This window comes from Hydrogenobaculum acidophilum (assembly GCF_054656715.1).
Genome location: NZ_BAAHXP010000002.1, coordinates 66,397 through 78,323, shown reverse-complemented (window position 1 = coordinate 78,323; position 11,927 = coordinate 66,397). Strand labels below are relative to the sequence as shown.

Sequence of the window (11,927 nt, the reverse complement as noted above, 5' to 3'; positions counted from 1 at the left end):
TCGTTGTATTTGAGCTGCTGTACCATATATTTACCGCTTGTTGTAATGTATTCATTACATGTTATTCGGTATTTTGAAGATATCTTTCAACAGACATAGCCGCTATACATCCTTCACCAGCTGCAACCACCACTTGACCTGTTTGACCACTTCTACAGTCCCCAGCTGCAAATATACCTGGAACTGAAGTTTCCATATTTTCATTTACTTTTATGTAGCCATACTCATCTATATCAACCAAGTCTTTTACAATATCTGTGGCCGGTATCATACCTATAAATATAAAAACACCATCTACAGCCAACGTTGAATGTTCACCAGTCTTGGTATCTTCTAAGAGTAAAGAATTTACAAAATCAGCGCCTTGTATAGCTTTTACTACTTTGTTTGGTATGAACTCTATTTTTGGATTTGCAAATAGCCTGTCTTGAAGAAGAGGTTTTGCCCTAAGCTTATCTCTTCTATGTATTAGATATACCTTTGAAGCGAAGCGTGTTAGAAAATTCGCTTCTTGGACCGCAGAATCTCCACCACCTACAACTGCTATAGGTACATCTTCAAAAAGAGCTCCATCGCAAGTGGCACAATATGAAACACCTCTATTTAGAAATTCTTTTTCTCCTGGTACATCAAGAGTTCTCATCCTGGCGCCAGTGGTAATTATAACGGTTTTAGCTTTTAGCTCTGAGCCATTATCTAGTTTTATGATTTTAATGTTGTCGTCGGTGTTTTCTACGATATTTACGCCTTGCCTATAAATTTTAAGTCCAAACCTTTCCGCCTGGGCTTTAAACTTGTTGGTGAGTTCTTTGCCACTTATGCCCTCTGGAAACCCTGGATAGTTTTCTACTAAATCTGTAATAGCTATCTGACCTCCAAGGGTAGCTTTTTCTAAAAGCACAACATCCATTTTAGCCCTAGCACAATAAAGGCCGGCCGTCAGGCCAGCCGGACCACCACCTATTATTATACAATCGTAAAGCTTATGAGTGTTTATCATAGGTTGTTTTTAATCATTTTTCTTAGACTATCTTCAGGTTGAACACCGACTCTAGTATCTACTACTTCTCCATTTTTGAACATCATTATTGTAGGTATAGCTCTTATACCATATCTCATGGAAACACCAGGGTTATCATCTGTGTTTAGCTTTCCTACTTTTATCTGACCTGCAAATTCACCAGCCAGCTTTTCTACTACAGGCGCTATTATTCTACAGGGACCGCACCATGGTGCCCAAAAATCCACCAAGACAGGGACAGAAGAGTTTATCACTTCACTTTCCCAGTTGGCATCTGTCAATTCGATAACATTATCTGCCATCTTGAACCTCCTTAAACAATAGATTATAAACTTCTATAGCTCTTTTGTCTTTGATATAATAACATATTATAGACCCTTCTCTTTTCCATCCTACTATGCCTTTTGAACGCAGTATAGCCAGATGCTGAGATATATTTGGTTGTGGAATACCCAAGACATCCCCCAAGTTTTTCACACATTGTTTATGCTCTATTAGAAGCTCTACTATTTTTAGCCTAACTGGATGTCCTAAGGCTTTTAAAAATTCGGCAACATCTAACAAAGTTTCCTCTTTTTCTATCTCTATACTCATAATGAAAATATTATAAACTAATTTTTTTATATAGTGTAATTTTTTGAATAAAAAAAGACAACCTCTCTTGTAAATAGTTATATACAAAGTGGGATTAGCAAATATCTTAGAATACGTTATAATTTTTATAAGCATGGAAATCGGTTTATGAGAAGCATAGAAGAGATTAAAAAACATTATAGTTGGAATGAAGAAGACGAAAAACATCTCAAAGAGATGAAGAGTATAGCTTTTAAGTATAAGGATGATTTTGTAAATAAGCTTTATGAGTATTTTAATATTTTTGAAGATAAGGATAAATATTTAAAAGATGAAAAAATAAGAGAAAGGCACAAAGCCCATTTACAAGCTTGGTTTTTGGAGCTTTTCGAAGGAAACATTGACCACCTTTATATTTCTAAAATTCAACGTATTGGCATGAAGCATGTCCAAATAGGATTGCCGCCTCATTATCTAAACTCTTCTATGAATTTTGTAAGGGAGTTTATAGAAACCTTGGTAATAGAAAAAACGGCAGATGCCGATGAAAAGATAAAGATTTTAAAATCCATAGATAAAATCTTGGATATAAACCTTGATGTTATAACAGAAGCCTACAGGGAGGAAGAGTTTAAAACATATTTAGGCGCCTCTAAAATGCAGAAAATATTTATAGATGCTATTCAAGGGGTTTCAAGGTCTATAGATATTTTTATAGTTACTATAATGAGTTTTTTAGCCTTGGTGGGTGGTGGGTGGATACTGTATGAATCGGTAAATCTGGTGCTTGGCAGGGTATCCCCTGAATCTACGGCCCTTGAAATTCTTGGCTCTACGCTTATTTTATACGCTATATCTGAGCTTCTAAACGAAGAGTTAAAACATTTAAAAGGAGCCCCTTTGTCTCTTAAAGTGTTTGCTGGTATAGCTTTGGCTGCTATTATAAGAAAAATACTTATAATATCTTTGTATCCCAAAAAGAGCATTGAGCTTTTAATACTTGGAATATTGATGCTTTTTGTGGGTATAGTGTATTTTATAATAAACAAGGTGGAGAAAAAATAACATGGTAGAGTTTATAAACGCTTTGGGAGAAGCCCTTTATATATTTCTTGTGGCTTTTATCCATATTTTCAAAAATAGACCCAAAACAAAACATTTCATAGATAGGATGATTTACATAGGGGCTGATACGGTGCCCGTTGTTGTTATTACTTCTTTGTTTACGGGTGGGGTTTTGGCTTTGCAGACGTATTCTACTCTTCATAAGTTTAACTCAGAATACCTTATAGGGGTTTTGGTAGCTCTTTCAATGGGAAGAGAGCTTGGACCTGTACTTACATCTCTTATGGTGGTGGCAAGGGTTGGTTCTGCTATTACAGCTTCTATAGGCACTATGAAAGTAACCGAGCAAATAGACGCTCTTGAGACTTTAGCTATAAATCCTTATGCTTATATTACAAGCCCAATACTTTTTGCTTGCATGATAGATTTACCTCTTCTTACCATATTGTCAGATATATCAGGTATAATTGGTGGATACCTTGTTAGCACTGTTATATTTCATATAAATGGGCATATGTATTGGGATAAAACAAAAGAGATTGTGGATTTTTACGATATATACGGCGGTCTTTATAAATCTTTCGTTTACGGTATTGTGATAGCCATTGTAAGCAACTACTTTGGTTTTAAGACAAGCGGTGGCAATCAAGGTGTTGGAAGAGCTACCACCTCTTCTGTGGTGGTGTCCTCTATGCTAATTCTTATACTTGATTACTTTTTAACTGCTATTATATATACATGAAGTATTTTTTTATAAGCTTATTATTTTTGGCTTTTAGCATGGGAAGTTTTGGTGATAGCACCACCAAGAGTAGTACAAACATTACTCCTACCATATGGCATGGGCTTTATATTTATTATTACAATCAAGCTAAAGAACTATCGAAAAAGGAGCATAAGCCTGTGCTTTTGTATTTTTACGGAAACGACTGTACATACTGTGATCTTTTTGACCAATATGTATTGCAAAAACCCGATGTGGTAAATTTTGTAAACAAACATTTTATATTTTCTTCTGTGAATGTAGATGATGCTGGTGGTAATAAGTTTATAAGAAAGTTTAGGCTTTTTGGAACACCTGCTTTTGCTGTAATATATCCAAATGGACATTTCAAGGTTTACCAAGGCTATAAGACCAAGGAGCAATTTATATATATACTAAGCAAGCTTGACAGATAGTTATGAGAATAGCCGTAGGGATGAGCGGCGGTGTTGATTCAAGCGTTGCCGCTTATCTTCTGAAAGAGCAAGGTCATGATGTAATAGGGGTTACCCTTAGATTTTACAAAGAAGAATGTCCTGAAAATGCAAGAGTATGCTGTTCTCCAAAGGATGTGCAAGACGCTAGGATAATATGCGATATGCTTGGAATACCTCATATAACCCTTGACTGGGAAGAACTTTTTAAAGAAAGGGTGATAGATTATTTTATCAAAAGCTACAAAACAGGTTTTACTCCAAACCCTTGTGCAATATGTAATAAAGATGTAAAGACTGCGTTTTTGGGTTTTTATCTAAAACAAGCTGCCGATATAGATTTTTTAGCCACAGGGCACTATGTGATAAAAGAAGGAGACAAGGTAAAAAGAGCTAAAGAAAAAGATCAGTCTTACTTCATGGCGCTTGTACCAAAGCAAAGCTTAGAATATCTTATATTTCCGATAGGTCATATGACAAAGCAACAGACCAGAGAAATTGCTAAAAAAATAAATCTTCCAGTGGCCAACAAGATAGACTCTCAGGATGTATGTTTTTTGAAAGGTATGAGCTTAGAAGATTATCTGTCTCAGTTTATAGAAATGATGCCAGGAGATATAATCCACATAGGAACCCAAAGAGTCCTCGGAAAGCACAAAGGTGTTCATAGGTATACTATAGGTCAAAGACATGGACTTGGTATATCTTATTACGTGCCTCTTTATGTGGTAGAAAAAGATGTAGAAAAAAATATAATATATGTGGGTGAGAAAGAGTATCTTGTTAAAAAGGTTATAACTCTTAAAGACTACAACAAAATAGGGGATTTTAAGGAGGATAATATGTATATACAGATTAGATACAACTCAAAACCAATACCTATAGAGCGCATTGAAGAAGACGAAAATGCTTTAAAGGTTTATTTAAAAGAACCAGCCACTCAAGTGGCAAAAGGCCAAGTAGGAGCTATATATCATAACGATATTCTTTTAGGAGGTGGCATCATATCTTGAAAAAGCTTTTGTCTTTGGCTTTTACTATGATGCTAAGCTCTTGCTCCTACATAGTTATAGTGCATGACCCTCTTAGTGCCAAAGAACACGTAGAGCTCGGATACACCTATGAAAAGCAAAAAGATTACAAAGACGCCATATACCAGTATAAGATGGCTATTAAAAAAGACAGCAACTACGACCTTGCTTACTTTAATTTGGGAAACGTTTTTTTTAAAGAAAAAAAATATGACGATGCTATCAAATGTTATAAGAAAGCTATAAAGATAAATCCGAAAAATACCGACGCCTTAAACAATTTAGCCTACACTTACTATAAGCTTGGGGATTTTAAAAAGGCAAAGTTTTACATACTAAAAGCTTTGAAACTTAAACCAGACAACAAGGCTTATCAAAGCACCCTAGAAGAAATAAACAATAAGCTATAATATTTTTATGATTGTTGGTATAGTAATAATAGATTTTTATATGCCAGATGCTCTTTCTTTGAAGGAAAAAAGACACTATATTAAATCTATAAAAGATAAACTAGTTAGCAATTTTAAGATATCTGTCTCTGAGGTAGATTTTCATGATTCTTGGCAACGGTCAAGGATAGGCGCTGCTGTTGTGGGGGTAGACAGAGAAGGTGTAAATCAAGTGTTAAATTCTATCGTAAAATTTAGCGAAAGACAGTGGCCAGACATACTTTTCAATGTTAGTTTAGAGTTTTTAAATATCTAATCTTCTTCGTCTTCTTTTTTAGGACCAAATAGCTCAGATATGTCTTTTCTCCAAAACGGTACGTTTTCTATTTTCTTTTTAAGCCTGTTGAAAGCTTTTTCCTTTTCTTTTAACTTAAACTCTAAAGATATCTTGTCATATTCTAATTGTTTTATTTGCTCGTATAAAGAGGTGATTTGTTTGTTTAGTGATATTATCACGTCGTTTGATTCTTTTAGTTTGTCTACCACTTCGTTGTATCTTTCAATGGGTATGCAGTGAAAGCCTTTCATTTCTTTGTTGTAAAAATCTTCAATGGCTTTTTCTACAACATCTGTGGAAGAAACCCCTAGTTTTTCAGCCAAAGCTTCTATTTTCATAAGCGTCTTTGAGTTTAGTCTATAAGTTTTTGAAACCCTCACGTTTTTATTATAGCATAGTGTTTAGCTTTTAAAACAGAATAAAGTATGGTATATTGGTATCTATGAAATTTTATGTAACAACGCCTATATACTATGTAAACGATGTGCCACATATAGGGCACGCTTATACTACCATAGCGGCAGATACGGTAGCAAGGTATAAAAGACAAAGAGGCTTTGATGTATTTTTTCTAACGGGTACCGATGAACATGGGCTAAAACTTCAAAAAGCTGCTGAAGAAAAAGGTATCAGCCCACAGGAGCTTTGCGATAAAAACTTCCAAAATTTTAAAAACCTTTGGGATTTTTTAGATATATCTTACGACCACATCATAAGGACCACTGATGAGTATCACAAGGCTTATGTCCAGGAGATTATAAAAAAGGTTTATGAAAACGGTGATATATACAAAGGCTATTACGAGGGTTATTATTGTGTTGGATGTGAGGAGTTTAAACCAGAATCCGAGATAAAAGATTTTGATTATCATTGTCCTATACACAAGAAAAAGTGCGATTTTATAAAAGAAGAGACATACTTTTTTAAGCTCTCAAAGTATCAAGAAAAGCTTTTAAACTTATACGAGACAGATTTTATAAAACCAGACTACCGCAAAGAAGAGGTGGTATCTTTTGTAAAGCAAGGTTTAAAAGATTTGTCCGTTACAAGGCCAAAAGAAAGGGTATCTTGGGGTATAGAGCTTCCTTTTGATAAAAACCATGTGATATACGTATGGTTTGATGCTTTGTTTAATTATATATCCGCTTTAAAGTTTAAAAACAGTCTTCACTTTTGGCCAGCTGATTTTCATATAGTAGGAAAAGATATTTTGAGATTTCATGCTGTTTATTGGCCAGCTTTTTTAATGTCTCTTGATATGGAGCTTCCAAAACACGTTTATGCTCATGGTTGGTGGACTGTAGAAGGTCAAAAAATGTCAAAATCTTTAGGCAACGTCATAAACCCTTACGATGTGGTAAAAGAATACGGTTTAGATGAGACAAGGTATTTCTTGCTAAGAGAAGTGGCTTTTGGCCAAGACGGCGATTTTTCTAAAGAAGCTGTTAAAAGACGTATAAACGGCGAACTTGCCAATGGCATTGGAAACTTAGTAAGTAGAGTGTTTGCCATGTGTATAAAATACGATATTACATCTAAAAGCCAAATAAACGAAGACGAGCGTTATAAGACATTGGCAAATGAAGTTTTAGAGGCTTTTGATAAATATATGAATGAGCTCCAATTTCACAAGGCTTTAGAAGAGGTTATGAAGCTTGTGGATTTTCTAAACAAATATGTGGACGAGAAAGCACCTTGGACCTTAGCTAAAAGCAATGATCCTTCTTTAAAAGACGTGCTTCTTACCCTTGTGGACGGTATTCTTATCTCTTGCTGGACGCTAAATCCTTTTATGCCTCATAAGATGAAAGAAGTGTTTGACAGTGTAGGTGCAAACATAGACTCTACAAAGTTTCCAATACCTTATAGCATAGATTTTGAGGGGATTAAAAGTAAGATAAGTTTATTTCCAAAGATAGATTAAAATAAAAAGCTAAATAAAGATTTTTAGGTTATATTATTAGTATGTTAACAGGAAGCATAACTGCCATAATAACACCCTTTAAAAACGGTGAAGTGGATTACGGGGCCTTTGAAAGGCTTATAGAGTTTCAAATAGCCAACAATACAGATGGTATATTGGTGTGCGGGACTTCCGGTGAATCGCCTACTTTAAGCTACGAAGAACACGAATCTGTTATAGAGTTTGCTGTTAAAAGCGCAAAAAAACGTATACACATAATGGCTGGGACTGGTGCAAACTCCACCGAAGAAGCTCTTAGGTTTACAACTTTTGCAAAGGCTGTAGGTGCTGATAGCGCACTTTTGGTGGTGCCTTATTACAACAAACCTACCCAAGAAGGACTTTATAGACATTTTAGCAAAATAGCAAAAGAAGTTGATATAGACATATACATCTACAATATCCCTTCTAGGACAGGTATAGAAATATCTGTGGATACTCTTGAAAGACTTGCAAAAGACTATCCAAATATAAAAGGCTCCAAAGAATCAACTCCGAACATGGATAGAATATCTGAGATTTTAAAAAGAATACCGCATTTTACAGTATTTTCTGGGGACGATTCTTTAACGCTACCTATGATGAGCTTAGGCGCTAAGGGAGTGGTGTCTGTGGTAAGCAACGTGATGCCAAAAGAGATAAAAGAACTTACATCTTACGCTTTAAAAGGTGATTTTGAAAAAGCAAGAGATATGCATTATTATCTTTTAGATATGTTTAAAATTATGTTTATAGAGACAAATCCAATCCCTGTTAAAACCGCTTTATCGTTGATGGGTATGGTGAAAAAAGAGTTTAGACTACCCCTTTGCGAAATGCTTCCTCAAAACGAGGAAAAACTAAAAGAAGCTCTTAAAAGATACAATCTTCTTGTATGACCCTTGAATTAAAAACTTTTTTAGCTTTTAGAATTATAGATAAAAACTTAGAACCTATAAAAAGACCAGCTATGGTAAATCCAGATGATCTTTTGTATATAGACGATCAAAAAGAAAAGCTTATACAAAATACCCACTGCTTTGTGAAAGGTTATATGGCAAACGACGCTTTGTTGTGGGGAAGAAGGGGAACTGGTAAATCGGCCCTTGTAAAGTCAATGCTTTATAGGTTTAAAGATGATGGGCTTAGAATGATACAAGCTTACAAGTCAAACCTTGAAGATTTGGCTTTTATATACGAATATATATACGATAAGCCTTATAGATTTGTTTTGTTTTTTGATGACCTTGTTTTCAGCGAAAAAGACGAGAGGTTTTCTTTGATGAAGGCTCTTTTGGAAGGAGATATAGAAGAGCGCCCCGATAACCTTATAGTCTACGCTACTTCAAATAGAAGAGATTTAACTATAGAAAAGATAGAAGATGAAAAGTTTCCAGAAGACAACCTAAACGATGCTTACGCTTTGGTAGATAGATTTGGTTTAAGGCTGGGTTTCTGGGGTTTTTCAAAAGAGCAGTATATAAGCATAGTAAAGCATTATGTTAAAAGCCTAAATTTGATGTGGAATGAAGAGATTGAAAGACAAGCCGATAGATTTGCTTTAAATACCGGTGGATATTCGGGTAGAAGCGCTAAGCAATTTATAAAGTATCTAAGTGTAAATTTATGTTATAATAGTAATCATGGCTGAGAAGATTGATATAAACCGTATTCAAAGGGACATGTTTATTGAGTATAAGGGTGAGCCTTATAGAGTGGTAGATTACGATCACGTAAAACCTGGCAAAGGTCAGGCTTTTGTTAGAGTAAAAGCAAAAAATATGAATACTGGCAACGCTATTGAAATTACCTACAAGTCTTCTGATAGCATAGAGCTTGCCGATTTTGAGCAAATGTTTGCGGAATTCTCCTATAAAGACTCTGATGCATATTACTTTTTAACTCAAAATACTCACGAAATGGTTAGTATAAACGCCGAAGACATAAAGGAAGAAGCTAAATTTTTGAAAGAAGGCATGACCGTAGTAGTATTTATATATAAAAATAAACCAATAGGAATAGAACTTCCAAAAGCCGTAGAGTTAGAGGTGGTAGAGACAGACCCAGGATTTAAAGGAGATACCGCAGCTGGCGGTTCAAAACCAGCAAAACTTGAAACTGGCGCCGTTATCCAAGTACCATTTTTTATAAACGAAGGAGATATTGTAAAGGTAGATACCAAGACAGGCCAGTACCTTGAAAGGTTGGATAGAGCCCAGAAAAAGTGATATGGATTTAGAACCTATACTTGCTCTTATAAAAGCCCTAGACAATTCTAGCTTGCAAAAGCTGAAATTGACTTCTGGAGATTTTACTTTAGAATTAGAAAAAGGGCAGGTCTACATTCCTGAAAACATTTCAGAAGAAATAAAAAGAGTAGATTTGTCAAGACAAAAGACAGAACATATCAAAGAAGAAGCGCCCTCAAAACCAAACTATCATGTTATAAAAAGCCCATTGGTGGGGACATTTTACAGAGCTCCCTCTCCAGAAGCCCCCCCTTTTGTGGAAGTGGGTGATATCATATCACCAGGTCAAACCTTATGTATAATAGAGGCTCTTAAAGTGATGAATGAAATAGAGAGCGATATAAAAGGTAGGATAGAAAGCATCTTAGTAGAAAACGGTGAAGTGGTGGAATACGGTCAACCTCTTTTTGAAATATCGCCTCTTTGATGATTTTAGAAAACGATATAGTTATAATAAGATACAGCGATAAAGTCTATATAAAAAGAGTAAAGAGAAACGAAAGTTTAAATATAAAATATCATATATTGAGGTATGACGATATAATTGGCAAGGAAGAAGGTATATTTATAAACGGATTTTTTGTAGCAAAGCCAACTATTGAAGAGATAGTAAAGCATGGGTTTAAGAGAGAAACTCAAATAGTTTATCCAAAAGACGCTTTTTATACAGCTTTTAAGCTAAATATACCGGATTGTAAAAATATATTAGAGTTTGGGATGGGAAGCGCTGTAATGAGTGCTGTTATACTAAGTATTATGAAAGAAGATGCAACTCTTTACACTCATGAAGAAAATCAAAAAGCTTACGATAACGCTGTTAAAAACCTAAAAACCTTTGGATTTTTGGATGACAGAGTAAAGCCTATACTATCGAACTATCAAGATATATCTTACGAAAACGCTTTTTTTGATTGTGCATTTGTAGATACAAAAGAACCATGGGAATATATAGACAAGCTTCACAAAGAACTAAAACACGGTGCCAATATATCTTTTTTGGTACCTACTTACAATCAGGTTTCTAAGCTTTTAGAAGCATTGAAAGATAAGTTTTTTGTTTATGAGATATCAGAGATACTTCTAAGAAAGTTGAAACCAAATCCTGAGCGCTTAAGACCAGAGGATATAATGCCGGCCCATACGGCGATATTGATATTTGCTAGAAATATATATCATTGTTGTTAATGTTTACTTATGTTAAAATTTCGCTATGCCAAGAAGAACTAGAAATAGAATTTTGCATGAGGCTCTTAAGATATTTTCTAGCAAAGGTATTAGAGAAACTACTATAAAAGATATAGCAAGGGCTGTAGGAATAACGGAAGGAGCTATATATAGGCACTTTGATAGCAAAGAGCAAATAGTAAGGTCTCTTTTCCTCAACAGTTCCCAAGAGTTTTACAACCATCTAAACGGTGCTTTATCAAAAGCTCAAAACTTTGAGGAAGCTTTGAAAAATCTTACAGAAGCTTTTTTGAATTACGCTTTTACAAACCCAGAGGCTTTTAAATTTATAAACTTATTTCACTATTTTAAGATAGACTACGAACTCAAATTAAAAGATGGTAAGATGCCAAAGGATGTTATATACGAATTTTTTAAAAACCATGAAGAAATAGGTATACAGCCTCAATACGCTACTGCACTTTTTATAGGTACTTTAGAGCGTATATTTTTATTCTATGAAATGGGTTTTATAGACGATATAGAAGAAGATATACAAGAGAAAGCTTATAAGCTTTTGCTAAATATTTTTAAAACAGATGGAAAAGGAGGTTAAGATGAGCATAGAAAAAATAGAGTTTTTGTTTTTCCAGGGTTGCCCAAACTCTACACCCACTTACAACAACCTTGTAGAGGCTTTAAAGGAACTAAACCTAAATATACCAATAAACAGCATAGACGTAAAGGATTTAGAAATTGCTCAAAAGGTAAGATTTATGGGATCCCCTTCTATATATGTAAACGGAGTAGATATATACACAGGTAAATCTCCAGACCAGATATCTTACTCTTGTAGGACTTTTAATATAAACGGTAATATCACTGGTGTATTGCCAAAAGAGTTTATAAAAGAAAAGTTAAAAAGTTTTCTATAACTCACAGATATTTTATTTAGGGGA

At 34.7% G+C, this 11,927-nt stretch carries 18 protein-coding genes; 14 read left to right on the top strand and 4 right to left on the bottom strand.

The features are described 5' to 3' along the window. Positions 1 to 61 precede the first annotated feature (61 nt). Genes trxB through ACYQZV_RS01560 form a run of 3 tightly spaced genes read right to left on the bottom strand, consistent with a single transcriptional unit; the run spans position 62 to position 1,615 of the window. Positions 62 to 1,000: a thioredoxin-disulfide reductase gene (gene trxB / locus ACYQZV_RS01570; protein ID WP_459892504.1), complete on the bottom strand. Its 939-nt coding sequence runs from the start codon at positions 998 to 1,000 to the stop codon at positions 62 to 64. Beyond that, a complete protein-coding gene (gene trxA, locus ACYQZV_RS01565) occupies positions 997 to 1,323 on the bottom strand; it encodes a thioredoxin (protein WP_459892502.1) in 327 nt (108 codons plus the stop codon). The genes trxB and trxA overlap by 4 nt, the downstream gene beginning before the upstream one ends. After that, on the bottom strand, positions 1,313 to 1,615 hold the full coding sequence (locus tag ACYQZV_RS01560; RefSeq protein WP_459892500.1) for an ArsR/SmtB family transcription factor: 303 nt from the start codon (positions 1,613 to 1,615) through the stop codon (positions 1,313 to 1,315). Before ACYQZV_RS01560 ends, trxA begins: the two co-directional genes overlap by 11 nt. A gap of 147 nt (positions 1,616 to 1,762) precedes the next feature. Here ACYQZV_RS01560 and ACYQZV_RS01555 point away from each other — a divergent pair, with 147 nt between their 5' ends. Genes ACYQZV_RS01555 through ACYQZV_RS01530 form a run of 6 tightly spaced genes read left to right on the top strand, consistent with a single transcriptional unit; the run spans position 1,763 to position 5,592 of the window. Next, positions 1,763 to 2,659, top strand: coding sequence for a protoglobin domain-containing protein (locus tag ACYQZV_RS01555; protein ID WP_459892498.1), 897 nt, complete (start codon positions 1,763 to 1,765; stop codon positions 2,657 to 2,659). Between the two features lies 1 nt (position 2,660). After that, positions 2,661 to 3,401, top strand: a complete 741-nt coding sequence (locus tag ACYQZV_RS01550; protein WP_459892496.1) for an MlaE family ABC transporter permease — start codon at positions 2,661 to 2,663, stop codon at positions 3,399 to 3,401. After that, positions 3,398 to 3,838 carry a thioredoxin family protein gene (locus tag ACYQZV_RS01545; protein WP_459892494.1) on the top strand — a complete coding sequence of 147 codons (441 nt, stop codon included), beginning with the start codon at positions 3,398 to 3,400 and terminating at the stop codon, positions 3,836 to 3,838. The genes ACYQZV_RS01550 and ACYQZV_RS01545 overlap by 4 nt, the downstream gene beginning before the upstream one ends. Before the next feature lie 2 nt (positions 3,839 to 3,840). Beyond that, positions 3,841 to 4,869 carry a tRNA 2-thiouridine(34) synthase MnmA gene (mnmA, locus tag ACYQZV_RS01540; RefSeq protein WP_459892491.1) on the top strand — a complete coding sequence of 343 codons (1,029 nt, stop codon included), beginning with the start codon at positions 3,841 to 3,843 and terminating at the stop codon, positions 4,867 to 4,869. Then, on the top strand, positions 4,866 to 5,297 hold the full coding sequence (locus ACYQZV_RS01535; protein ID WP_459892489.1) for a tetratricopeptide repeat protein: 432 nt from the start codon (positions 4,866 to 4,868) through the stop codon (positions 5,295 to 5,297). Before mnmA ends, ACYQZV_RS01535 begins: the two co-directional genes overlap by 4 nt. Positions 5,298 to 5,304: 7 nt before the next feature. Then, entirely contained in the window at positions 5,305 to 5,592 is a 288-nt protein-coding gene (locus ACYQZV_RS01530; protein ID WP_459892487.1) for a DUF503 domain-containing protein, read from the top strand. Here the strand turns inward: ACYQZV_RS01530 and ACYQZV_RS01525 are convergent. After that, positions 5,589 to 5,993 (bottom strand): hypothetical protein, encoded by a 405-nt coding sequence (locus tag ACYQZV_RS01525; protein ID WP_459892485.1) that lies wholly within the window; start codon positions 5,991 to 5,993, stop codon positions 5,589 to 5,591. The two genes, ACYQZV_RS01530 and ACYQZV_RS01525, sit on opposite strands and share 4 nt — an antisense overlap. Before the next feature lie 62 nt (positions 5,994 to 6,055). Between ACYQZV_RS01525 and metG the strand changes: the two genes are divergently transcribed. The 8 genes from metG to ACYQZV_RS01485 are packed head-to-tail and all read left to right on the top strand — an operon-like array spanning position 6,056 to position 11,903. Further along, positions 6,056 to 7,537 carry a methionine--tRNA ligase gene (gene metG / locus ACYQZV_RS01520; RefSeq protein WP_459892482.1) on the top strand — a complete coding sequence of 494 codons (1,482 nt, stop codon included), beginning with the start codon at positions 6,056 to 6,058 and terminating at the stop codon, positions 7,535 to 7,537. A gap of 41 nt (positions 7,538 to 7,578) precedes the next feature. Next, positions 7,579 to 8,454: a 4-hydroxy-tetrahydrodipicolinate synthase gene (gene dapA / locus ACYQZV_RS01515; RefSeq protein WP_459892480.1), complete on the top strand. Its 876-nt coding sequence runs from the start codon at positions 7,579 to 7,581 to the stop codon at positions 8,452 to 8,454. Continuing rightward, complete coding sequence (locus ACYQZV_RS01510) at positions 8,451 to 9,206, top strand: DUF815 domain-containing protein (RefSeq protein ID WP_459892478.1); 756 nt, start codon at positions 8,451 to 8,453, stop codon at positions 9,204 to 9,206. The genes dapA and ACYQZV_RS01510 overlap by 4 nt, the downstream gene beginning before the upstream one ends. After that, positions 9,199 to 9,783 carry an elongation factor P gene (gene efp, locus ACYQZV_RS01505; RefSeq protein ID WP_459892476.1) on the top strand — a complete coding sequence of 195 codons (585 nt, stop codon included), beginning with the start codon at positions 9,199 to 9,201 and terminating at the stop codon, positions 9,781 to 9,783. Before ACYQZV_RS01510 ends, efp begins: the two co-directional genes overlap by 8 nt. Before the next feature lies 1 nt (position 9,784). Further along, a complete protein-coding gene (gene accB, locus ACYQZV_RS01500) occupies positions 9,785 to 10,231 on the top strand; it encodes an acetyl-CoA carboxylase biotin carboxyl carrier protein (protein ID WP_459892474.1) in 447 nt (148 codons plus the stop codon). After that, on the top strand, positions 10,231 to 10,989 hold the full coding sequence (locus ACYQZV_RS01495; RefSeq protein ID WP_459892774.1) for a tRNA (adenine-N1)-methyltransferase: 759 nt from the start codon (positions 10,231 to 10,233) through the stop codon (positions 10,987 to 10,989). The genes accB and ACYQZV_RS01495 overlap by 1 nt, the downstream gene beginning before the upstream one ends. 25 nt (positions 10,990 to 11,014) lie before the next feature. Continuing rightward, positions 11,015 to 11,584, top strand: a complete 570-nt coding sequence (locus tag ACYQZV_RS01490; protein WP_459892472.1) for a TetR/AcrR family transcriptional regulator — start codon at positions 11,015 to 11,017, stop codon at positions 11,582 to 11,584. 1 nt (position 11,585) lies between these two features. Next, complete coding sequence (locus ACYQZV_RS01485; protein ID WP_459892470.1) at positions 11,586 to 11,903, top strand: DF family (seleno)protein; 318 nt, start codon at positions 11,586 to 11,588, stop codon at positions 11,901 to 11,903. Positions 11,904 to 11,927: the final 24 nt, after the last annotated feature.